12 protein-coding genes and 3 rRNA genes are annotated in these 23,497 nt (G+C 58.7%); 6 read left to right on the top strand and 9 right to left on the bottom strand.

From position 1 onward, the window contains the following. The first annotated feature begins 91 nt into the window (after nt 1-91). The 3 genes from ACN22W_RS00075 (at nt 92) to rrf (ending at nt 5,238) form a co-directional block, all read left to right on the top strand. Nucleotides 92-1,624 (top strand): 16S ribosomal RNA (locus tag ACN22W_RS00075). Between the two features lie 436 nt (nt 1,625-2,060). Beyond that, nucleotides 2,061-4,942: ribosomal RNA gene (locus tag ACN22W_RS00070) — 23S ribosomal RNA — on the top strand. A 183-nt stretch (nt 4,943-5,125) separates the two neighbouring features. Continuing rightward, nucleotides 5,126-5,238: ribosomal RNA gene (gene rrf / locus ACN22W_RS00065) — 5S ribosomal RNA — on the top strand. The 16S, 23S and 5S rRNA genes sit together here, the layout of an rRNA operon. Nucleotides 5,239-5,485: 247 nt before the next feature. Here the strand turns inward: rrf and ACN22W_RS00060 are convergent. Continuing rightward, complete coding sequence (locus ACN22W_RS00060) at nt 5,486-5,731, bottom strand: SymE family type I addiction module toxin (RefSeq protein ID WP_419685636.1); 246 nt, start codon at nt 5,729-5,731, stop codon at nt 5,486-5,488. Nucleotides 5,732-5,818: 87 nt separating this feature from the next. Then, nucleotides 5,819-6,208, bottom strand: coding sequence for a helix-turn-helix domain-containing protein (locus ACN22W_RS00055; RefSeq protein WP_419685634.1), 390 nt, complete (start codon nt 6,206-6,208; stop codon nt 5,819-5,821). A gap of 231 nt (nt 6,209-6,439) precedes the next feature. On the opposite strand from ACN22W_RS00055, the gene ACN22W_RS00050 reads away from it, so the two are divergent. From ACN22W_RS00050 to ACN22W_RS00040, 3 genes are read left to right on the top strand one after another with little or no spacing between them, the layout of a single operon-like run. Continuing rightward, nucleotides 6,440-6,991, top strand: a complete 552-nt coding sequence (locus ACN22W_RS00050; RefSeq protein WP_419685632.1) for a PAAR domain-containing protein — start codon at nt 6,440-6,442, stop codon at nt 6,989-6,991. Further along, complete coding sequence (locus ACN22W_RS00045) at nt 6,988-7,884, top strand: glycine zipper family protein (protein ID WP_419685630.1); 897 nt, start codon at nt 6,988-6,990, stop codon at nt 7,882-7,884. The genes ACN22W_RS00050 and ACN22W_RS00045 overlap by 4 nt, the downstream gene beginning before the upstream one ends. A gap of 12 nt (nt 7,885-7,896) precedes the next feature. After that, on the top strand, nt 7,897-8,619 hold the full coding sequence (locus tag ACN22W_RS00040; RefSeq protein ID WP_419685629.1) for a hypothetical protein: 723 nt from the start codon (nt 7,897-7,899) through the stop codon (nt 8,617-8,619). Nucleotides 8,620-8,724: 105 nt separating this feature from the next. On the opposite strand, the gene ACN22W_RS00035 is transcribed toward ACN22W_RS00040, so the two are convergent. The 7 genes from ACN22W_RS00035 to dnaN form a co-directional block, all read right to left on the bottom strand. Beyond that, nucleotides 8,725-11,523 (bottom strand): DEAD/DEAH box helicase, encoded by a 2,799-nt coding sequence (locus tag ACN22W_RS00035; protein ID WP_419685627.1) that lies wholly within the window; start codon nt 11,521-11,523, stop codon nt 8,725-8,727. A gap of 11 nt (nt 11,524-11,534) precedes the next feature. Further along, a complete protein-coding gene (locus ACN22W_RS00030) occupies nt 11,535-12,035 on the bottom strand; it encodes a hypothetical protein (protein WP_419685626.1) in 501 nt (166 codons plus the stop codon). Continuing rightward, nucleotides 12,032-15,250 carry a DUF1156 domain-containing protein gene (locus tag ACN22W_RS00025; protein WP_419685625.1) on the bottom strand — a complete coding sequence of 1,073 codons (3,219 nt, stop codon included), beginning with the start codon at nt 15,248-15,250 and terminating at the stop codon, nt 12,032-12,034. Before ACN22W_RS00025 ends, ACN22W_RS00030 begins: the two co-directional genes overlap by 4 nt. Before the next feature lie 13 nt (nt 15,251-15,263). Then, nucleotides 15,264-16,253 (bottom strand): hypothetical protein, encoded by a 990-nt coding sequence (locus tag ACN22W_RS00020; RefSeq protein WP_419685623.1) that lies wholly within the window; start codon nt 16,251-16,253, stop codon nt 15,264-15,266. Continuing rightward, a complete protein-coding gene (locus tag ACN22W_RS00015; protein WP_419685622.1) occupies nt 16,253-18,982 on the bottom strand; it encodes a DUF499 domain-containing protein in 2,730 nt (909 codons plus the stop codon). Before ACN22W_RS00015 ends, ACN22W_RS00020 begins: the two co-directional genes overlap by 1 nt. 727 nt (nt 18,983-19,709) lie before the next feature. Further along, a complete protein-coding gene (gene gyrB, locus ACN22W_RS00010; RefSeq protein ID WP_048244769.1) occupies nt 19,710-22,184 on the bottom strand; it encodes a DNA topoisomerase (ATP-hydrolyzing) subunit B in 2,475 nt (824 codons plus the stop codon). 193 nt (nt 22,185-22,377) lie between these two features. Then, nucleotides 22,378-23,484 (bottom strand): DNA polymerase III subunit beta, encoded by a 1,107-nt coding sequence (gene dnaN, locus ACN22W_RS00005; protein ID WP_006750113.1) that lies wholly within the window; start codon nt 23,482-23,484, stop codon nt 22,378-22,380. Nucleotides 23,485-23,497 lie beyond the last annotated feature (13 nt).

Here is a 23,497-nt window from a genome sequence, read left to right as displayed (position 1 = left end):
AAAGTAAGTCAGGTTTATGAAGCAATTCATATTCCTGTCAGCTTTGAGTGAGCGACCGGTTCTTAACCGAACCGAAAACAGTAACAGGTTTAAACTGAAGAGTTTGATCCTGGCTCAGATTGAACGCTGGCGGCATGCCTTACACATGCAAGTCGAACGGCAGCACGGGTGCTTGCACCTGGTGGCGAGTGGCGAACGGGTGAGTAATACATCGGAACATGTCCTGTAGTGGGGGATAGCCCGGCGAAAGCCGGATTAATACCGCATACGATCTACGGATGAAAGCGGGGGACCTTCGGGCCTCGCGCTATAGGGTTGGCCGATGGCTGATTAGCTAGTTGGTGGGGTAAAGGCCTACCAAGGCGACGATCAGTAGCTGGTCTGAGAGGACGACCAGCCACACTGGGACTGAGACACGGCCCAGACTCCTACGGGAGGCAGCAGTGGGGAATTTTGGACAATGGGCGAAAGCCTGATCCAGCAATGCCGCGTGTGTGAAGAAGGCCTTCGGGTTGTAAAGCACTTTTGTCCGGAAAGAAATCCTTGGCTCTAATACAGTCGGGGGATGACGGTACCGGAAGAATAAGCACCGGCTAACTACGTGCCAGCAGCCGCGGTAATACGTAGGGTGCGAGCGTTAATCGGAATTACTGGGCGTAAAGCGTGCGCAGGCGGTTTGCTAAGACCGATGTGAAATCCCCGGGCTCAACCTGGGAACTGCATTGGTGACTGGCAGGCTAGAGTATGGCAGAGGGGGGTAGAATTCCACGTGTAGCAGTGAAATGCGTAGAGATGTGGAGGAATACCGATGGCGAAGGCAGCCCCCTGGGCCAATACTGACGCTCATGCACGAAAGCGTGGGGAGCAAACAGGATTAGATACCCTGGTAGTCCACGCCCTAAACGATGTCAACTAGTTGTTGGGGATTCATTTCCTTAGTAACGTAGCTAACGCGTGAAGTTGACCGCCTGGGGAGTACGGTCGCAAGATTAAAACTCAAAGGAATTGACGGGGACCCGCACAAGCGGTGGATGATGTGGATTAATTCGATGCAACGCGAAAAACCTTACCTACCCTTGACATGGTCGGAATCCCGCTGAGAGGTGGGAGTGCTCGAAAGAGAACCGATACACAGGTGCTGCATGGCTGTCGTCAGCTCGTGTCGTGAGATGTTGGGTTAAGTCCCGCAACGAGCGCAACCCTTGTCCTTAGTTGCTACGCAAGAGCACTCTAAGGAGACTGCCGGTGACAAACCGGAGGAAGGTGGGGATGACGTCAAGTCCTCATGGCCCTTATGGGTAGGGCTTCACACGTCATACAATGGTCGGAACAGAGGGTTGCCAACCCGCGAGGGGGAGCTAATCCCAGAAAACCGATCGTAGTCCGGATTGCACTCTGCAACTCGAGTGCATGAAGCTGGAATCGCTAGTAATCGCGGATCAGCATGCCGCGGTGAATACGTTCCCGGGTCTTGTACACACCGCCCGTCACACCATGGGAGTGGGTTTTACCAGAAGTGGCTAGTCTAACCGCAAGGAGGACGGTCACCACGGTAGGATTCATGACTGGGGTGAAGTCGTAACAAGGTAGCCGTATCGGAAGGTGCGGCTGGATCACCTCCTTTCCAGAGCTATCTCGCAAAGTTGAGCGCTCACGCTTATCGGCTGTTGATTAAGACAGGCTAGCTGTCTGCGGTTAAATCGGTTATAATGCCGGCCGCTTTCAATAATCTTCAATGATAAATATTCGAATCAAGTTCGATTCGAGTCTTTTTCATTGGCGATTGAGCCAGTCAGAGCGGTACGAAAGTATCGGCTGTCGTTCTTTAACAATCTGGAAGAAGTAAGTAATTTGGATAGCGGAAGCGTCTTGAGATGGACGTGGAAACTATCCGGGTTGTGATTGTATCGATGTATCTCAAGATGATTCGGGTCTACTCCCTTCGGGAGTGGGGCCAGCGTAAGCGCTAAAGCGCTAACGCCGGACCGACATCAATTGGAATACGGCACAACGCGAAAACTCAACCTGTAACGACTGTCGGAGAGACAGACTCGTTATAGGGTCAAGCGAACAAGTGCATGTGGTGGATGCCTTGGCGATCACAGGCGATGAAGGACGCGGTAGCCTGCGAAAAGCTACGGGGAGCTGGCAAACAAGCTTTGATCCGTAGATGTCCGAATGGGGAAACCCACTCCTTTTGGAGTATCCATGGCTGAATACATAGGCCATGTGAAGCGAACGCGGTGAACTGAAACATCTAAGTAACCGCAGGAAAAGAAATCAACCGAGATTCCCAAAGTAGTGGCGAGCGAAATGGGATGAGCCTTGTACTCTTTATTTGTATTGTTAGCCGAACGCTCTGGAAAGTGCGGCCATAGCAGGTGATAGCCCTGTAGGCGAAAACAGTATGAAAGAACTAGGTGTACGACAAGTAGGGCGGGACACGTGAAATCCTGTCTGAAGATGGGGGGACCATCCTCCAAGGCTAAATACTCGTGATCGACCGATAGTGAACCAGTACCGTGAGGGAAAGGCGAAAAGAACCCCGGGAGGGGAGTGAAATAGATCCTGAAACCGCATGCATACAAACAGTCGGAGCCTCGTAAGGGGTGACGGCGTACCTTTTGTATAATGGGTCAGCGACTTACGTTCAGTAGCAAGCTTAACCGTATAGGGCAGGCGTAGCGAAAGCGAGTCCGAATAGGGCGTTCAGTTGCTGGGCGTAGACCCGAAACCAAGTGATCTATCCATGGCCAGGATGAAGGTGCGGTAACACGTACTGGAGGTCCGAACCCACTAACGTTGAAAAGTTAGGGGATGAGCTGTGGATAGGGGTGAAAGGCTAAACAAACTTGGAAATAGCTGGTTCTCTCCGAAAACTATTTAGGTAGTGCCTCGTGTCTCACCTTCGGGGGTAGAGCACTGTCATGGTTGGGGGGTCTATTGCAGATTACCCCGCCATAGCAAACTCCGAATACCGAAGAGTGCAATCACGGGAGACAGACATCGGGTGCTAACGTCCGGTGTCAAGAGGGAAACAACCCAGACCGCCAGCTAAGGTCCCCAAATATAGCTAAGTGGGAAACGAAGTGGGAAGGCTAAAACAGTCAGGAGGTTGGCTTAGAAGCAGCCACCCTTTAAAGAAAGCGTAATAGCTCACTGATCGAGTCGTCCTGCGCGGAAGATGTAACGGGGCTAAGCTATATACCGAAGCTGCGGATGCGTGCTTTGCACGCATGGTAGGAGAGCGTTCCGTAAGCCTGCGAAGGTGCGTTGAAAAGCGTGCTGGAGGTATCGGAAGTGCGAATGCTGACATGAGTAGCGATAAAGGGGGTGAAAGGCCCCCTCGCCGTAAGCCCAAGGTTTCCTACGCAACGTTCATCGGCGTAGGGTGAGTCGGCCCCTAAGGCGAGGCAGAAATGCGTAGCTGATGGGAAGCAGGTCAATATTCCTGCACCATTGTTAGATGCGATGGGGGGACGGATCGCGGAAGGTTGTCCGGGTGTTGGAAGTCCCGGTCGCTGCATTGGAGAAGGCGCTTAGGCAAATCCGGGCGCAGGATTCAAGGGTGTGGCGCGAGCTCCTTAGGGAGCGAAGCAATTGGAAGTGGTTCCAAGAAAAGCCTCTAAGCTTCAGTCTAATGATGACCGTACCGCAAACCGACACAGGTGGGCGAGATGAGTATTCTAAGGCGCTTGAGAGAACTCGGGAGAAGGAACTCGGCAAATTGGTACCGTAACTTCGGGATAAGGTACGCCCTTGTAGCTTGATGCCCCTGCGGGCAAAGGGTGAAGGGGTTGCAATAAACTGGTGGCTGCGACTGTTTAATAAAAACACAGCACTCTGCAAACACGAAAGTGGACGTATAGGGTGTGACGCCTGCCCGGTGCCGGAAGATTAAATGATGGGGTGCAAGCTCTTGATTGAAGTCCCGGTAAACGGCGGCCGTAACTATAACGGTCCTAAGGTAGCGAAATTCCTTGTCGGGTAAGTTCCGACCTGCACGAATGGCGTAACGATGGCCACACTGTCTCCTCCCGAGACTCAGCGAAGTTGAAGTGTTTGTGATGATGCAATCTACCCGCGGCTAGACGGAAAGACCCCATGAACCTTTACTGTAGCTTTGCATTGGACTTTGAACCGATCTGTGTAGGATAGGTGGGAGGCTATGAAACCGGAACGCTAGTTTCGGTGGAGCCGTCCTTGAAATACCACCCTGGTTTGTTTGAGGTTCTAACCTTGGTCCGTGATCCGGATCGGGGACAGTGCATGGTAGGCAGTTTGACTGGGGCGGTCTCCTCCCAAAGCGTAACGGAGGAGTACGAAGGTACGCTAGGTACGGTCGGAAATCGTGCTGATAGTGCAATGGCATAAGCGTGCTTAACTGCGAGACCGACAAGTCGAGCAGGTGCGAAAGCAGGTCATAGTGATCCGGTGGTTCTGTATGGAAGGGCCATCGCTCAACGGATAAAAGGTACTCTGGGGATAACAGGCTGATACCGCCCAAGAGTTCATATCGACGGCGGTGTTTGGCACCTCGATGTCGGCTCATCTCATCCTGGGGCTGTAGCCGGTCCCAAGGGTATGGCTGTTCGCCATTTAAAGAGGTACGTGAGCTGGGTTTAAAACGTCGTGAGACAGTTTGGTCCCTATCTGCCGTGGGCGTTGGATATTTGAAGGGGGCTGCTCCTAGTACGAGAGGACCGGAGTGGACGAACCTCTGGTGTACCGGTTGTCACGCCAGTGGCATCGCCGGGTAGCTATGTTCGGAAGAGATAACCGCTGAAAGCATCTAAGCGGGAAACTCGCCTTAAGATGAGATATCCCTGGGGACTAGATCCCCTTGAAGGGTCGTTCGAGACCAGGACGTTGATAGGTCAGGTGTGTAAGCGCAGTAATGCGTTCAGCTAACTGATACTAATTGCCCGTAAGGCTTGATCCTATAACAAGTCTGTCTCGATGCCCGTTAGCGCTTTAGCGCTTACGGACATCGAGCGTCGAGTGCAAGGCACTCGACGTACAGCGGTTGAGTAACCGCGTACGTGTGAGATACAACCTCACAACCCCAAAATTACTGCTTCTTCCCGATTGGTCGCGCTGCGAAGCAACGCGACAACCCTCTTTGCCTGATGACCATAGCGAGTCGGTCCCACCCCTTCCCATCCCGAACAGGACCGTGAAACGACTCTACGCCGATGATAGTGCGGATTCCCGTGTGAAAGTAGGTAATCGTCAGGCTCCCTAAGCCAAGAACCCCCGCCCGTAAAGGCGGGGGTTTTTGCATTTCGGCGACGGAGATGGGCGGTGCGCCTGGCATGGGTTGCAGCTCGTGCTGAAAGGCTACACGGCAGCGGACCTGACTGACCGGCCCGCTGCACTTGCAGAACAATCGTCGCTTGTCACAGTTACTAACGGTGCGAAGTATCGGGCACCGAGCTTCCGGGCGGATAGTGACTTGCGATGCCCACCATGGGCAATGCGCCGATCACATCGGCGTGATGATGAGTCGCTTGTCCTCGACAGTAATCCGGACGCGTTCTCCTACCTCGAATCCCGCGTCCTCAAGCCATACTCCCGCCAATTTGATCCACGGGTAATACGTCGTGTTCAGCCTCCGGTGTGCTCTGATGGCACGGAGGGCGGTAGACAAGGAATGATAGCGTGCTGATTCTTGAACCTTGACGAAGCGTTCCGTTACGACGGGGCGTGACTTATGATTGGCGTTAGCCATTTCCGACTCCTTAGGTGAGTTGGTTGTGGTCAGCGGGTCGTATGGGTGGCAGCCCATGCGGCCCGCGCTTTTACTGCTTTGCTCTCTTCAGTCTTTGATTGGATTCGCGTTTCCAAGAGAAACGATCTTTCCCACTGCTGGCGCGACGGGCCCGCCGACAGACATTCGATGCTTGAGAAGCAGAGCCTCAAGTACTGATTTGGCGACGAGCTTGTCGTCGGGGCCGAGTGCCCGCAAGCCTTCGAAAATCAGGCGAAAGTCCTCGTCCAGTCGAAACTCGCTCGAATCAAACAGCAACGAATCGGTGCTTACATACAGAGCGATTGCGAGGCGTTTCATCACGTCGAGATTCGGACGAGTCAGCCCGGCTTCATATCGATTGATCTGCACCATGTGAACCTTTGCGCGATCGGCCAGTTGCTGTTGAGTGAACCCTCTCTGCTTGCGGAAGGTTGCGAGTCGATCCGAAAAAGTCATAGGTGTAGTGGAACAGTCGAAGAGGTGCGAGGTGGATACGTCAGTCAGTGTGTATGGACAGTTTAGTGTCTGCCGCATCTCATAAATCACCGTGATGTACAGATTGGCCGATTGGTAGATGTGACGAGTTGATCAGCGCTAGCCGTAGATATGGTTTCGTACCTGTCCAATAGTTTTGTGATGATCTGCATGATATGACTTCGCACACCTAATAAAATAAGGCGAAGAAGAATGAAACGGTTCTATCTCAAGAAAGGAGACCGGTCTTCGAACGGTGGTGTTGTTCTGGAGGGCATGGACTTCTTCATGCATCACGGCACGCCGGTGACATTTCTGGGGGCCAAAGTTTACTGTTCAGCGTGCGACTCGACGGGAGTCATCGTCGGTCACGGGCCACGACGGCCAGACTCAATCATGGGCAAGCACGCTGCGCTAGATGGTGATCTGTGCGCTTGCCGTTGCCATCCCCGCCCGGTGATGCGGGCATCTCAAGATACTGCTTCTCTGGACTTCACATCAGGGGAACTTGCCGAGATGGGCTTCGGCCCTGCAGGAAATCCGCTCCCGAAGCCTCGTCGCGAATCGTACGACGAGCAGGTGCGCGTTGTGGATCGTGCTGGAAATCCAATATCCGGCGTGCCGTATCACATTCGTTCCGCAACCGGTGCCACGTACAAAGGGCTAACCGATAGCCAGGGGTACTGTCCTCGCGTCTATACAGACAACCCTCAACAGCTCGACATCGCGCTAGGCGTTCAAGCTCTGGAAAGGTGGGACCGATGAGCGATTACATTTATCGAGCGCCGACAAACGATCGTTCGGGATCACAATACGACGTCCTCGGGCATTTGATGCCCGCGCGCGTGTTCGTACTTGTGGTGGTAGATGAGCCGGGCAAAGACGGGTTTCTCGTTCGGCGCTGCTACACGACCATTCACGATCCATACTTGCAGGCACTTCGGCTGGGGCCGCTCGAGGCGATGCGAGAAGTGCACCCGGAAAAGTACGGGTTGTGGCCAAGGGGGCCGGGTTCGAGCGCGAGTATCGCCGAGCATGTGATGGGCTACGACAAGCTGACGAGCTACATTTCCACTAGCAGTGACTTTCCAGGTGGAGCTGATCGATTCAAGGGCAAGGTGCTTTACGTCGACATCGCGCAAGCCAAGCGTGCAGGCGCCAAGCTTGTGACGACGCAGGAGATCAGGCTTGCGTTGGATAGATACGCGGCGGAGTACCCTCACCTGAAAAACAGGATTGCCCGTATCAAGAGTTACGCGGAAGGGCTCGACAAGGAGGTGCTCGTCAAGCCGAATCCGACGGTTCCGCCGTCCGGGATTTACACCACGCGGGGGCTGGCTGTCACACTCGGTCTGGTCAAGTTCGCGCGCGTGGTTCAAGTCATCGGAATCGGATTCACCGCGTACGATCTTTCCGTTGCCACAAACGAGTCGTTCAAGGCGAAGTCCGTGAAGCCGATTGAGAAAGAGGTGATTCGTCAGATGGGCGGCTGGGGCGGTGCTATTGCTGGCTGGAAGATGGGCGCAGCTGCCGGAGCGCTGGTCGGCATTGAGACTGGACCGGGCGCCGTGATCACGGGACTTGTCGGTGGCCTGGTTTTCGGGTCCATCGGGTATTTCGGAGGCGGGCTTGCTGCTGACGAGATCGTCGGCAAATGACGGGGAGTTGATGTGTCGAACTGGAAGAGAATTTTTGGCGACTTCATGGATGGGCGCCAGGGCAGGCGTGCGTCGCGAGAGCTGTTCGAACAGCAACAGATGGCCATTGAGGTGCTTTTCGAGGCGGATCTGACGTACTTGCGCGAGACGTTTGCTGGAGCGCCGGAGACACTCCAATCAGAGTCGTTTCCGGACTATCCCGGGGCGGTATGGATGGGGAACCTTGGCGTCGAAGCATTCTGCGTGATGCAGGATGTCGAAGTTCAGCAGTTCCCGGTCTACGTCAATCTTGTGGTCGCGGGCAGGGAGCGAGTGGGGCCACGCCAGTTCGTGCGAGACGGGTCGATTCACGCATTCCTTTCCGGTGTCGATCGCTACTCTGGGAAGCAGGTCAATTTGCTGACGAATGATGTCGAGCTTGTCCGCTCGGTTTCGGCTGCCGGATTTAATCCGCCACCGCCATGGCTTACGTGGTACGAACTCGGGTCGTTGATATACAACCTGCAGGGCGATGCGCAGTATTGGTATGAGAATGTGTGGGATCGGTATTGGGAAAGTCTGAGTCTGGCTGACCAGGATGCTTTTATCGATGGACGGCGATCATCAGCCCACGCCTATCTGAGTGAGGCGGAGTGGGTAGAATGGATTGATGCGATTCGAACGAGGGACGCTCGTTATCGACAGAGGTTGAAGGATGAGTACCTGAAGGCGGGCGGTGATGAGGTCGGTACCTAGTGCTAGCTGTCAACGCCAATTGAAATCTGCCCAGTGCGTTTCTTCGCAGGTATTCGCTGGCAAGAAGCTTTCGTCGACTAGGTTGCCCCCTCTTGTCCAAATGATCTAGGAAGGGGTGGCCACGCTCATGTCCAGCGCGGGCAGGATTTCCACGTACCCAATCAATTCTGCCGAATAACTGCCATCGCCGTTTGCAGTTCCCTTGTGCTTTAACTCTCGCTGCAATGTTGGCTCAACGGTATGGACGAATAGGTTGATCCGCTGTTCTGGCTGGAAGGTCGGCGTGGTGGTTGGGGCCACTAGGTACTTTTCGCTTGAACGCTCGACCGCCGGAACGCGCGTGCCATCCTGCTTGACAGCGATGGGTTGCACCACGACGCGGCGCTCACCGTTGCCGGCGGACGCCTCGACCATCCACAGCGACAGCAGCACCGGCTCTTCCACGTCGCCCGACACGGCGATGCCAATTTCCTCTGGCGGTATGCTGCGCCAGCGCCCCAATTCATCCTGCACCTGCGGGTGATCCAAGCCCATAAGTTGCAGTGTGTCTTGATTCGTCGCCGCATCGCGGCTCAAGGTAAAGCGGGTGCGGCACGTGCCTTCTGCCGTAACGAGATCGTAGGTGGCGTCGTCCACCTTCACCACCTTCTGCTGGCGATCGGCAACTGCCGCTGTGAGGAAGCGCACCAGCCGATCCAGACTGGACGACACGTCTGAGAAGGGCTTGTAGTCGTCGAGACTAAAGCCATCGAGGTCTTGGAACAGATCGAACACCACTTGCCGTGCCTCCCGGGAGTTGGAGAGCGCCGCTTCCAATTCCACTTGCGTGCGTTTCAGTTCCGGGTCGGACAACGCTTCCTGGTAGAGCTTGTCGTAGTTCAGTCGTTCGGACAATTGCCCAAGAATCTGCGCGCGCAGGTCTTCGGCCACGTTGCCTTGCTCATCCACCTTGCCGACCGTGCGTGCGATTTCGGTCAGCTTCTCGTCCAGCAACAGGAAGATGCGGCCTTCGATGGTGTCCGACAACACGAGGTTGTAGACCTGCGCCGTGTGGCTCTGGCCGTATCGATGGATGCGCCCGATGCGCTGCTCCATGTCCATCGGGTTCCATGGCAGGTCGAAGTTGAACAGAATGCGCGCGAATTGCAGGTTGATGCCTTCGCGTCCAGCCGCCGTACATACCAGCACGCGCGGGCCGTCCTTCAAGCGGAAGCGTCGTTCCGCCGCCACCTTCGCGCCGTGGTCGCCGCCGCGCAGCACCACGACACCCTGACCTGGGAAGGTTTGCCCGATCTCTCGGGCGATCATGTCCACCGTGCCGAGATAGGTGGCGAAGATCACGATCTTCTCGTTCGAGTTCTGCCGCCATAGCGTGCCCAAGCCATCGAGCAGCTTCTGCATCTTTGTTTCACGATGCGCCGGGGACACGCGCAGCAGGTCGCCAATGCGCAGGCGTTCTTCCGGTAGATGCAGGTTCACCACCGCTGACGCAGCTTCTTCCGCGTGTGTGGCCGAATACTCGCTGCCGTAAGGGTCGGAGGCCCTCTCCAACGCCTCCTCATCCAGCTTCTTTACCAGCCGGTATTTCAGATCGGCGAGCACACGATCCACCTCACTGCGGCCAATGTTGTCGTGCGGCAGATCGAATTCCTCGTGGATCAGCTCGCGCGCCTCATCTGTCAGCCGTTCGCGGCCTTCAATATCCAATTCCTTATCGCGCAGAAACGCCTCTTGCAGCGTCAGCATCAGCAGGCGGCGCTTGAGTGTTCGGCGCACAGCGGCGAAGCTCGATGCCGCAATCTTCTGGAAGATCGCCATCAGGAAGCCAAGCGCGCGACCTTGGTTGCCCTGACGGCGCGCGAGGTCGAAACCGTCCTCCAAGTATTCGCGCAACTTCTCATAGAACAGCTTCTCGGCGTTGTTCATCACAAAGGATTCGGTGTGAACCCAGCGGCGCGCGAAGAGCGGCGATCCATCCGGTTGGCATGCGTCGGCCTTGGTGCGGCGGAACATCACCGTGTTGAGCCGATGTCGCTCTTCCAGCATTTCTTCCGGGCTGCGGAACAGCGTCGGGTTCAGTAGTTGCACCAGCATCCAGAACTGGAAGTGGTTTCCCTGATGCGGCGTGGCCGACAGCAACACGAGGTCGCGCGAGTGATCCTTCAGCGCCTCGGCCAGCTTGTAGTTCTCGGTCTTGCGCACCTTGCCGCTGGTGCGATAGGCCGTCAGGTGGTGCGCTTCGTCGAACACCACCAGATCCCAACGCGACGCATCCAGCAAGCGCTTGATACGTGCAGGGCGCTTCAATGTGTCGATGCTGGCGATAAGTCGGTCGTGCTTGGCGAAGGCATTGGTCTTGCGGTCGGTGATGTCACCCTCGGAACCGAACACCTCGAAGTCGAGGTTGAACACTTCGTTCAATTCCCGGTGCCAGTTGTTCACAAGGCCGGCAGGCACCACCATCAGCGCGCGGTTCAATTCGCCACGACTGGCTAGCTCGCGCAGGATCAGCGCAGTTTCGATGGTCTTGCCCAAGCCCACTTCATCGGCGATCAGGTAGCGACGGGGCGACGCGGTGGCGATGCGGTGGGTCAGCACCACCTGATGCGGCAGCAGGTCGATTTTGGCGGAGGTCAGCGCCGAGGCGCTTTCCATCACCGGCAATGTGTGCGCCTCATAGGAGAGCCACGCCTTGCGCCCACGCTCCACACCACCATCCACGGCGCGCAGGATACGCTCGGTCCGCGTAAGCTCACGTCGCAGCGAGGCCACCGGCACTCGGCGCTCGCCGACGCCAAAGAACGCGCGCAGATAGCCGTCACGCGCCGGATCGAGCACGACGCCTTGGCCGTACTCGTGATGGGTAATGCGCTCGCCGGGTTGGAACTGAATCTCTGTCGTCACTCAGCCTTGCCTCACGTAATCCGAAGGTGGAATAGGCCTGCGGGCCTGCCGCCGTCGCGCAGCAGGATTTCCTGCGGGTATTCGTTGGCCTCGCCCCACAGGATGCGTCCGAAATCAATCTGGCTCTGGCCGTGCGGGGGGGCACACAGCCAGTTCACCGCGTCGGTGGAGACCTGCACTTTGATGCGAGTGTGACCTGTCGGCAGCCAGAACACTAGCGCCGCGTCGCCCGCGTAGGCATCCTGAAACGATAGGACGGCTGGCTTGACCACATCGCCCAGCCACGCCTCGGCATCCGTAGGCATCAGTAGATCGAGACTGCCATCCAATCCCGCCACTACCAGCGTCTGGTCGCCATTGCTCGGCAGAGCGTCCGGCCAGTTGCCGGCCGCGCGCAGGAACTGGCGCAGGCTCCACACTTCGCTGGCAACACAAATCTGGTTGCGCGCCTCCTCGTCCCACACCCAACTGGTGCCACGCCGCTGCCACACCGTGTCCAGCAATTGCCTCATCGTTCGTACTCTCCATTGTCATCGAACAAGGAGCCCTGTGCGGGCTGTGGTGCCTGGCTGGCTCGCCATGCGTTATAGATTAACGCTGCACGCGAAGCAGCATTGCGAGTAACCTGATCCGGGCCATTGCGGTGCAGCCATTCAAGCAGCGGTTTCAGCGCGACGTGCGGTTTGAAGTTTTCGTTCTTCAGTGTATCGGAGGCATTGATGCCGCTGTTGTCGAAGCACGCGCCGATCAGTACCAGCGCCTGATCTAGATCGGAGATGAGGCGGCGGCGATGCTTGCCGGACCACTCGCGCGCGAAATCCAGCGGATCTGTGCGGGTGAACACCTTGTTCTTCTCTGCGCACCAACCACGCTGCACAAACTCGTCCGGAGTGGTGATGGAGCCCTTCAGGAACTTCTGCAACTGGTCGCGCTTCAAATCAGCAGCCACGCCAAAGGTTCGCAGGAACTGGCGTGTCATCGGTTCAGCGTTGACCGGTGGCGGCTCCTTGCCCTTGTCAGCGTCTTCGTCGATGAGCTGATTGATGCCGAGCAGCGCATCTTTGACGGAGATGGAGCGCCCTTCGTCTACGTACACCTTGCCATAGTGGCGCGAGAAGTATTCCAGCGCCTTGCCGCGCCGAATCACTTGGATGTCGGCGGCGGGTAGCCCTTCCTTCGCGTGGTTTTCCAGCATGGCCTGCAACAGGCGCACATCGGCCATCACCTCGCGACGCATCCGGCCCCAGCTCACCGGCTTGGGTTCTTCCGTGCGTTTGCGGCAAACGTGGATGATGTCGTATTCGATGGTTTTGGAGCCGAATTCGCCTTCACCCTTGGTTTCGTCGGAGCGGATGGGGTACGTCGCTTCGAGGTAGTAACCCGCGTCGAACAGCGACTCCAGCACTGCCACCCACGGCTCGTCCTCGCTGTGGTGGAAAGTGAAGGCCAGAATGCCGCTGGGCTTGAGGACGCGATGCGCTTCACGCCAGCACTGTGTGAGCAGGCGTTGGTAGAAACCGTCAGGGTCCTCCGGCTCGCGCGCGCGGTTGGCAACCGCCTCCAGCGACTTGGGCGTGTACTCGGCTCGGAAGTAATCCGGGTACTTGTCCTTCAGCGCGAGGCGCAGCCAAACGTAAAAAAAGTCAGACAGCTCCGAATAATGGAGCAACCCGCCAAAGGGCGGATCGGTGATGACCAGATCGAGGCTAGCCGTGGGGACATGCGAAAGGTCAGTGGACGAGCCTTGGAACGTACCAACCTCGCCGACCGGATCACCGGGGTAGACCTTCTCGCTCTTGCCCGAAATTTGCTCGACCAATGCAGGAGCTTGTCGCTTCAGTGCCTCAAGACTTACCGCTTCCCAAGGCTCAGCAGCCCACTCGCGTCCTTCGACAATGCCCTCAACGCAGGCTGCCCAATTGCCACGCCCCAGTGCCGGGAATACGCAATTCTCAATAACCGTGGATTTCGGGTGAAAGTTATTGTTCGAAAACATTGGCTCGGGGGTATCACGCTGCGGATTCCAGAATCCAAACTGACTCTGGTTACGCAGGTACTGCTGGAATGCGCCGAGCAAATACTCGCGTGTCCTCCAGTCGTAGTTGCCGACCTCGACGATGGCTTTGAGCAGTTGCGCGTGAACGAGCAACTGACGCGGGTTGAACATCGTCCACCAGTGCGTAAAGCCGTGGTTGGGCACGCCGCCTTGCAGGTGGTGGGTCATGAAGCCGTACGCCAGTTCGGAACGCGGCCAGTAGTCTTTCAGATCGACATCCTTGCGCGCTTCCCATTCCGTGAGCGCAGCGTCGTACTGTCGCGCGTGTGCCGCATCGTAGGCAGCGAAGAAACGTCCGCTGTAAGGTTTGCGACCCGCATCGCGCTTGGGTGCGTAGCCCTGCACCGCATAGGCGGCCATCGGCCCGGTCTTGCCGGTGGCCTTGATGGTGGTCAGGACATCCTGCGTCGTACCGCAGGCCGAGCAGGCGTAGTGCGACTTCTTCGGCACCGTGCCCTTTTCCGGCGCGAAGGTGACGCCCGTTTCTGGGTCGGTCACTTCATCCGGCAACTCGCCGCGCACCTCTAGCAGGCGAATGTTTGCAGCGCGTGCCGCATCCCATCGCGTGGTCGCCGCCACGTCGTCCTGCGCCGACCCGCCGTAAGCCTGGCCGCTCACATCCTGCTTCGGCGCGCCCGCCAGCCACTGGGGATGCACCAGCAGGCTCAGTTCTACCTTCTTATGCGGTTTCTTTGGTTTGCCAAGGTTCACCAATGCGGTGTGGCCGCAGTGCGGGCAGATCACGCCCTTCTTGCGGTCGAGCACGGAATACGGAAACTCGGTGGGAGCAACATAGAGCGGCGCGTCGGGTGCCATGCGCGCAGCTTCTTCCTCCACGTCGAAATCCTCGCCGCACTTGCCGCAGGTGTGCCCCCAATGTTTGACGGCGAGCGTCTTCACCGCCATCACTGGGCTGGTCATGATCGGCGTGCGGTGGCCGCAGCCCGTCACCTGACACGGGCCGTGCTTTGCCCAGAAGGTGTAGATGATCTCCGGGCCTTCGTACTGGTAGTCCTTGCGCTCGTCGCGTGAGATGGCGAGAGGGTCGAAGTCGGAGGGCATAACCTTGTTCGTCGGCAGATGTGTCCACTTGCCTTTCTCGTCCTCTGGCCCGTCGCAGTAGTAGTACGGCATGATCTGCGGCTTGACCTCGGCCTCGATGTCGGCGAGGAGCTTCTTCACTTCCTCCAGATCGACATTCGCCAGTTCCTGTTTGACCACGAACCATGCGACCGGGTTGAGGTCGTTACCGATCATCTGCATCCCGAGGCGCGAGCCTTCCACCAGCGTGGTGCCTCCACCCATGAAAATATCTGCCACTTTCAGGTGCTTGAACGCGCCCTTCTTCTGGTGGTTGGCGTAGTAGTTGTCCCACACCAGCCGGGCCGCGTGCGAAGGATCGTCCGGCGCTTTGGTCGCCGCTGCGATCAGCATCGAGCGGAACACGCTGGACCGCCGCCGCGCCCACCACTTCGACATCTGGTAAATCGGTTTGCCAGCGTTGCCCTCAATCACCGCCACCTGATTGACCGGCAGGATGGGGAAATCCACCTCAAGGCAGGTCTTGGGACGGTTCGGGTCGTTGAAGTCCACTGTTTCCAGCGCGACGGCCTTGCCTGTGCCGACGGCCTTTGCGACCTCTTGTGCGAGTAGTTCTTTCTTTGTGGCCATCAGCCTTAAATCCTTACTTGGTCAGCTCGACGAAGGGCGACAGCACTTCCAGCAGTGATAGGCCGCCATGCGTGAGCGTCGGATACCCGCCTTGGCTGCGCCATTTCCTGCGGCCCAATGCCAACAGGTGTGCGCCGTGCGAATTGTTGATTTGCAATGCCACGGGAGGCACGAAGGGGCCGCTGTCTCCCGCCCCCTGCTTGCTGCGCCTGCTGGAAAACGTCTGCTTGAGGAACTGGCCGACCTCTCCATCGGCATCGGGAAAGTAACCGGTGGCCGCGTAGCCGTGGTCGGAGGTGATGACCAGCCGCCGCCCGGTGGCGAGGCGTTCGACGAAGGCCCAGAAGTCGTCGCTGGTCAGTTGCTCGACCACGTCCTTCGTTAACGGCTCCAGCCCTTGTCCTGCACCGGAGCCGTCGTGCAGTTTGGCGTCTGGCCAGTGGTGCCAGAAGATCTGATTCGGTGTGCTGCTGATTAGGGCTTCACAGTCCTTCCACGGTAAATCCGCTGATTCGGTGCTAGCAGCTTGCAACTTGTGTGCGAGGCCGCCGCCGTTGTTCTGGAGCTTGCTCCGGCTGGCAAAGCCAAGGGCTCGTGCGAATTCATCGGTTTCTCCGGGTAGTTCGGAAGCGTTGGCGCTGGCCCCGTGCAAAGTGAAACCGCGCTCCTTCGCACCCTGTAACAGCCACGGCATTTCACGTAGAGACAGTCCATCGAGGATGAGCACGGCCTTGGCGCTGAAAGTTTCGCCCCACCAGCGCACCAAGCGATCCGAGGTGCGCTCGACGCTGCCATCGAAGGCTTGCCACAAATCCCAACCGCTGGAGGAGAGGAACAAATCCAGCTCGCCGATTTCGCGGTCGCGCTTGACGACCTCACTGAGCGCATTGCCCGTGGCCAGTGGCTTCGAGGCAATACCGACCGCGTGATCGATGATGACGCACCAAGCATCGGCATCGGAGCCTTGTGTCAGAGAATGCAGCGCGCTAGCGGTCAGTGCCATCAGTCGTCCTCCTTCTCAAGGTTCAGCTCGAAGGTCATGCCTTCCGGTAGCTTCTTGAGTAGCTCCTTGAGCTGTGCGCCAGTGGCAGCGGACACTTTGATGGACACCTCGGCCACACGGGTGGCCGGGCCGATGCCCCATCCCTCGATCTTGCCGATTAGGTTGAGCGGCGACGTGGCCGGGTTGGAAAGCGACGTGCGCGGCTTGGGCGTCGCAGGGTCGCCGAAGATGCCGCCCGGCGTGGGGGCTGACGGCGTGCCGGTCGTCGTGTCACCGCCCGGTGCGAGCGGCACGGATGGTGTTGTGCCATCGTCACCGAAAACCACGCCACCGTTCGGCGGTGGCGCGGGCTGGGGGGAGCCACCCGTCGCAGGCACCGCCGAGGGTAGCATCACAAATACGTCGTCGAGGTGGCGGCCCGTCAGCGAGAGCTTGGGTCGCAGACGCCGCCATGCGGTGTCTTCATCCTCGCCCGGATGGGTTTGCAGGTATTCCATGCCGCGCACGTTGATGGCGACCTTGCCCTTGGCGCACAGGCGCAGAAGGCGTTCCTTCACCGCTGTTTCGCCCAACCACGGGATGCAGTCCTGACCGGCGGGGCGTGGCTCCTGCAGTTCGCGCAGCAGCTTGCCGACCGATTCGTTGTTGTTGGCGAATTCGAGAACTAGCTCCTCGAAGTCCTCCGGCACGAACAGGTCGCTTGTCAGCGACTCTTCGATGGCCTCGGGAATTTGCGAACCTTGCTTGTCGAGGCGTTCGACGCTGAACTTGCATTGCGCAGGGTCGGCGAAATTCCAGCGGTGTAGTACGGCGAAGCGGTCGAACCGCTTCTTGAGAATGTCGCGCAGGGTGTTCTCGAATTCCTTGTGCAGCTTCTTATACTCGGGGTTCTGGCTGCTCCATTCCTGTGCCTTCATTTCGGCGCGGGCGAGGACGAGCAGGTCACGATCCAGAAAGGCATTGGCGCTGCCCGTGCGTGGCAGCAGGAAGCGCACCGTGTTGCGGCGCTTCTGTAATTGGTCTTTGAGCCAGCGGCCCAGTGTTGGGTCGAGCCTTTCCGGTTCTTCCGGCAACACGAGGATGGGCAAGCGGTCGTCCCACTTCTCGGGCCGTTCGGCGTCGTCGAGCGATATCCACGGATCGGCGGCCCATGCCTTCGGTAAGGCGATTACGCGGAAGGTCTTAGCGACTTCGTCGCTGCCGCCGATAACGTAGCGCACCTGCTTGGCGAGCTGCTCCTGATCCGTGCCGTCGGCGAACAGCTTATCGTTGCGCGCGTAGGCCATGAGTTTGGCGCGCGGGTTTTCTTCCTCGCGGAAAAGCAGCTTCGTACCTTCCTGATGGATATTGAAGCTGTTCTCGACGATAGTTGCCAGCTCGACCTGAAAGGCGTTGTCGTCTATCGCCTTGTCGCGGGTGATGTCCAGTTGCAGCGCGGCCGGTTCGGCACCGGCGAGGTTGCCCACGGCAATCGAGCGCAACCACAGCGCGCCCACGATCTCTTGCAGGTGTGGAGCGACGCTGGCGTGGTCGTGCCGCGCTTCCTGAACCGAGATTATGTTCTGCTGCGCTTTTTCGCGCAGGGTGCGGTGATGCTGGTTTGCCACGGCTTCCAGCAATGCGCCGATACCGGAGGCGTCGTCATCCAGCCGGAAATCGGCAGCGGTGAGCACGGGCACGGCGTCACCATGGCTCTTATAGAGGTTGGCGAGGATGCGGATCAAGTCGCGCGTTTCCTGTGCATCGGTGGCGATCAGCACCTGCTCTTCAAGCAGGCGTAGCAGGTGGGGCGCGTAGGGCCACGACTCAGTGAACTCGCGGCGCTTACGCTCTCGCTCGGCAGGCGGCACGTCGAGCAGGCGAAAAGATTCGGCGACGTGCTGCGCGATCAGCGATTCGATGGTGCCGTCAGCGATCTGCAAACGGTTATCAAACAATCGGTGCAAAAGCATCCGGCGGCGATCCTGCTGGATGCGTTCCGCGCTGCCCCCCGCCTTGAAGTCGATAGCGACCGGGTTGACGCGATGCACCTGCTGGTATGCATCACTGCCACCATTGCGCACGGAGATCACCAGCACCAGCAAGTCAGGGCGCTCCTTGGCGATCTCCGAAAGAATCTGGATGAAGTTGAACGCCCAGTTCTTCCATGGGTACTGCTTGGTGTTGGTGAGGCCGTCGTACCACGTCTGGAACTCGTCCAGCAGCAGCATTGTCGGCTTGTTCTCCAGCAATTCGATGATGAGCTTATCGGATGGGATTTCGGTCTTGGACGCGCCTTGGCCTTCCCATTTACCCTTGATGAAGGCGCCGTGCGGATGATTCTCGAACAATACGTCCCACAGGAACTTATAGCGGTGGCGGTGCAGGCTTTCACCGATGACGTGCATCCCGTCGCGCAGCGCGATTTTCCCGATGCTCGGGTCGGCCAACGTGGTCGCCCACGCATTGAGCCACGCGCCGGTGGATGCCGGGTCGGTCACCGCGTGGTAGAGCGCGGCCATCAAGTGCGACTTACCGAGTCCGCGGTCGCCGATTACAACCACGGGACGGCCTTGGTTGGGACCGACTGCCTCGATCCCTTTTAGCACGTCGTGCGTGGGGTAAGTGATTTTCAGAAATTGCTGCGCTGCAATTTGCGTCGCGCCGGTGTTCTGATCATTGGACAACTCAATGGCTGTGCCCTTGAGGCGTTTGCCCCTAAATTCTTCCCGAAGCGTCAGGCCGAGCATCGCTTTCTAATCCTGCTATGTTGTCAGATATGGCGCACATTTTATCTATAACTGACGGCTAGGTTTTTTTTTCCCATCCGAGACCCAGCTTGGCTTCGGTTGTGATTGGCCCGGTTGATCACAGGTGAGGATGTGTGAGAGGTCGACCTACCGGCCGGCAGAGCGATGAGCGGTAGCTCCGCGCGCTGCTCGGGGCGCCTGCTATTCAGGACACGACGGGCGTTCAGTCGGTCGAGCCACCGGTCGTGCGCCCAGCCTGACACAAAGGCAACGGTGGCCCAGGCGCACAAGCGACTTCGTCCTCTCTTTATCCCCAGTCATAGGGGAAGTGAAGGCTCGTTCTTCCCCATAGAAGTTATCGAAACAGCGATGAGACAACTGATATGTCGCATAAGGGCGGATCGCTGGGAAAGGGTTGAGATGGAGGAGAAGTACACCCACGTCGCTCCAGCCACTTGGCCGGATACGCAGATACAGTCAAGTTTTGGTCAAGATGGAGAGCAGAATGAAAAAATGCCACTGGCTAGAGTGGCATAGTTTCTTGATTCTGAAGGGAATTCATTGGTGGAGCGTGAGTGACTCGAATACTCGACCTACGGATTGAGCGTCCACAGGTCGAGATAGTGAGGCGGTCGCCGCAGTCAGTGCGAGAGGTGCGATAACTTAGCCACGCAGTTGCAGGATTGTGGAGCTTGTCGCGCTTACTCGTCCGGTCTGCGACAAAAATTCAAACGTCAATATTCCCCGCCCTCAACGCATTGCTCTCAATAAACGCCCGCCGCGGCTCCACATCATCCCCCATGAGCGTAGTAAAGATCCCATCCGCGGCAATCGCGTCTTCGATCTGCACGCGCAACAAACGCCGCACCGTCGGATCCATCGTCGTTTCCCACAGCTGCCCGGGGTTCATCTCCCCGAGTCCCTTATACCGCTGCTTCGAAACATTCCGCTCGGCATCCGCGAGCAACCACTTCATCGCGCTCTTGAAGTCCGTCACGGCCATGCTGCGCTCACCGCGCTTGATGACCGCGCCTTCCCCAATAAGCCCCTTGAACGTATTCGCGGTGGTCACGAGCTGCTGATAATCCGCCGTGTGCTGGAATTCCTGGTCGATGACCGAAACCCGCACGTTCCCGTGATGGGTACGCTCGACATGCAGCGACCGCTGCTCGCGCACCGGATCATACGAAGGCACCACGCGCACTTCGTTCTTCAAAGCCTCGTCATGCAACGCGGCGTGCAGCGCCTTCGCCGAAGCCTCCGTCGAAGCCTCATCGGAAAGATCGATCGCAACCCCATCCATGATCGCTTCCAGCGCGGCCGGGTCATACAACCGGCTCAACCGCTCGATGACGCTCTTCGACAGCAGATACGACCGCGCCAGCTCCCCGAGCGCATCGCCGGAAATCGCTGCCGCGTTCTCGCCCGGCACCAGCTCCGAGCCTTGCAGCGCCAAGCGCAGCATGTGCGCGTTGAGCTCGACGTCGTCCTTCAGATACCGCTCGTCCTTGCCCGCCTTGATCTTGTAAAGCGGCGGCTGCGCGATATACACGTACCCGCGCTCGATCATGTCCGGCATCTGTCGATACAGGAACGTGAGCAGCAACGTCCGGATGTGCGCACCGTCGACGTCCGCGTCGGTCATGATGATGATGCGGTGATAGCGCAGCTTGTCGAGGTTGTAGTCTTCCTTGCCGATGCCGCAGCCGAGCGCGGTCACGAGCGTGACGATCTGCTCCGACGACAGCAGCTTGTCGTAGCGCGCCTTCTCGACGTTCAGCACCTTGCCGCGCAGCGGCAGGATCGCCTGGAACTTGCGGTCACGCCCTTGCTTGGCCGAGCCGCCTGCCGAGTCGCCCTCGACGATGTAGATTTCGCACTTCGCCGGGTCTTTCTCCTGGCAGTCTGCGAGCTTGCCCGGCAGGCCGACGCCGTCGAGCACGCCCTTGCGGCGCGTCATCTCGCGCGCCTTGCGCGCCGCATCGCGCGCACGCGCGGCTTCGACGATCTTGCCGCAGATGATCTTCGCGTCGATCGGCGTTTCCAGCAGGAACTCTTCCAGCGCCTTCGCGACGACTTCCTCAACCGGCGCCCGCACTTCGGACGAAACCAGCTTGTCCTTCGTCTGCGAGCTGAACTTCGGCTCCGGCACCTTCACCGACAGCACGCACGACAGCCCTTCGCGCATGTCGTCGCCGGTCGTCTCGACCTTGGCCTTCTTCGCGATTTCGTTGTCGGTGATGTACTTGTTCATCACGCGCGTCATCGCGGCCCGCAGGCCGGTCAGGTGCGTGCCGCCGTCGCGCTGCGGAATGTTGTTGGTGAAGCACAGCACATTCTCGTTGTAGCTGTCGTTCCACTGCATCGCGACTTCGACACCGACGCCTTCCTTCTCGCCGATGGCGTGGAAAATCGTCGGGTGCAGGTTGGTCTTCGTCTTGTTGATGTACTCGACGAAGCCCTTCACGCCGCCGGCGAACGCGAAATCGTCTTCCTTGCCCGAACGCAGGTCGGTCAGGCGAATCCGCACGCCGTTGTTCAGGAACGAAAGCTCGCGCATGCGCTTCGCGAGGATGTCGTAGTGATACTCGACCGTGCCGAAAATGGTCGGATCGGCCATGAAGTGCACTTCGGTGCCGCGGTTCTCGGTATCGCCGGTCACCAGCATCGGCGACACTTCCACGCCGTCCACCTGCTCGAGCACGCGCTCCTGCGCGACGCCGCGATGGAACTCCATGAAATGCTTCTTGCCGTTGCGGCGCACGGTGAGGCGCAGCCAGCTCGACAGCGCGTTCACGCACGACACGCCCACGCCGTGCAGGCCGCCGGACACCTTGTAGCTGTTCTGGTCGAACTTGCCGCCGGCGTGCAGCTCGGTCATCACGATCTCGGCGGCGCTGCGCTTCGGTTCGTGCTTGTCGTTCATCTTCACGTCGGTCGGAATGCCGCGGCCGTTGTCGGTCACGGTGATCGAGTTGTCGGCGTGAATCGTGACGTGAATATCGTTGCAGTACCCGGCCAACGCTTCGTCGATCGAGTTGTCGAGCACCTCGAACACGAGGTGATGCAGACCGGTGCCGTCCGACGTGTCGCCGATGTACATCCCGGGGCGCTTGCGCACCGCTTCCAGACCTTCGAGGATCTGGATCGACGAGGCGCCGTAGCTGCTGTTATCGGGTTGCGAATTGTGCTGTTCACTCATGGATATCTTCCGGTTCTGCGAGGCCACTCTAGTGGCGGCGCGGTACGTTTCAGCGAGAGAAATCGCCGGGCCGCTCCAGTTTCCTGGCTCGTCCACGGTGCCGGTCAGGCACCGAAAGGACGGGTTGTCGGTTCGCCATAAAAACGCCAAAGGGGCTTGCCGCCCCCTGGTGTGTGTCGTGATGTCGCGCGCGTCAGATGCGCATCGGCATCACGACATACTTGAACTCTTCGTTCTCGGGCACCGTGATCAGCGCGCTCGAGCTGGCGTCGCCGAGGCTCACCTGCACGGTGTCGACCTTGAGGTTCGCGAGCACGTCGAGCAGATACGTGACGTTGAAGCCGATGTCGACGGTGTCGCCCTGGTAGGCGATTTCCAGTTCTTCCTGCGCCTCTTCCTGATCGGCGTTGGTCGACATGATCTTCAGCTGGCCCGGCGCGATGATGCAGCGCACGCCCTTGAACTTGTCCGAGGTCAGGATGGCCGCGCGTTGCAGCGAACGCTGCAGTTCTTCACGGCCGATCTCGAACGTGTTCTTGTGCGCCTTCGGGATCACGCGCTGGAAGTCGGGGAACTTGCCCTCGACGAGTTTCGACACGAGCTCGACCTGGCCGAACGTGAACTTGGCCTGGGTTTGCGCGATGTCGATGGTGACGGTGTCGTCGATGTCCTCGAGCAGGCGCTGCAGCTCGAGAATCGTCTTGCGCGGGACGATCACTTCCTGGCGGCCGAACGTGCCGCCTTCGAGCTTCATCGACGAGAACGCGAGGCGGTGGCCGTCGGTGGCCACGGCCATCAGCTGGTCGCCGTCGACGACGAGCAGCATGCCGTTCAGGTAGTAGCGGATGTCCTGCTGCGCCATCGCGAAGTGCACCATGCCGAGCAGCTGGCGGAACGACTTCTGCGGGACGGTGAGGGTCGCGCCGAAATCCTTCGCCTGCGCGACGGTCGGGAACTCGTCGGCCGCGAGGGTTTGCAGTGCGAAGCGGCTCTTGCCCGATTGAACGGTGAGGCGCTTGTCGGCGAGCGACAGCGTGACCTGGCCGTCAGGCATCGCGCGCAGGATGTCGAGCAGCTTGCGGGCCGCGACGGTGGTCGCCACCTGGTCGCCGCCGACGCCGAAATCGGCGCGCGTGGTGATCTGCAGCTCCAGGTCGGTCGACAGGAACGAAACGTCCGGGCCGTTCTTGGTGATCAGCAGGTTGGCGAGGATCGGCAACGTATGGCGGCGTTCGACGATGCCGCTGACCGTTTGCAGCGGCCTGAGGAGGGTGTCTCGTTCGGTCTTGACCAGTTGCATAGAGTTCCTTCGT

Origin of the sequence: Burkholderia theae (genome assembly GCF_048565265.1) — a bacterium.
Lineage (GTDB): Bacteria > Pseudomonadota > Gammaproteobacteria > Burkholderiales > Burkholderiaceae > Burkholderia > Burkholderia theae.
This window is presented reverse-complemented; position numbering and strand designations above follow the sequence as displayed.

Bases quoted from the DNA above. Each gene is read 5' to 3' on its own strand.
- gyrB (WP_048244769.1), bottom strand. From the start codon at position 22,184: ATGAGTGAACAGCACAATTCGCAACCCGATAACAGCAGCTACGGCGCC.
- ACN22W_RS00050 (WP_419685632.1), top strand. From the start codon at position 6,440: ATGAAACGGTTCTATCTCAAGAAAGGAGACCGGTCTTCGAACGGTGGT.
- ACN22W_RS00060 (WP_419685636.1), bottom strand. From the start codon at position 5,731: ATGGCTAACGCCAATCATAAGTCACGCCCCGTCGTAACGGAACGCTTC.
- ACN22W_RS00030 (WP_419685626.1), bottom strand. From the start codon at position 12,035: ATGAGGCAATTGCTGGACACGGTGTGGCAGCGGCGTGGCACCAGTTGG.
- ACN22W_RS00045 (WP_419685630.1), top strand. From the start codon at position 6,988: ATGAGCGATTACATTTATCGAGCGCCGACAAACGATCGTTCGGGATCA.
- ACN22W_RS00055 (WP_419685634.1), bottom strand. From the start codon at position 6,208: ATGACTTTTTCGGATCGACTCGCAACCTTCCGCAAGCAGAGAGGGTTC.
- ACN22W_RS00020 (WP_419685623.1), bottom strand. From the start codon at position 16,253: ATGGCACTGACCGCTAGCGCGCTGCATTCTCTGACACAAGGCTCCGAT.
- ACN22W_RS00015 (WP_419685622.1), bottom strand. From the start codon at position 18,982: ATGCTCGGCCTGACGCTTCGGGAAGAATTTAGGGGCAAACGCCTCAAG.
- ACN22W_RS00025 (WP_419685625.1), bottom strand. From the start codon at position 15,250: ATGGCCACAAAGAAAGAACTACTCGCACAAGAGGTCGCAAAGGCCGTC.
- dnaN (WP_006750113.1), bottom strand. From the start codon at position 23,484: ATGCAACTGGTCAAGACCGAACGAGACACCCTCCTCAGGCCGCTGCAA.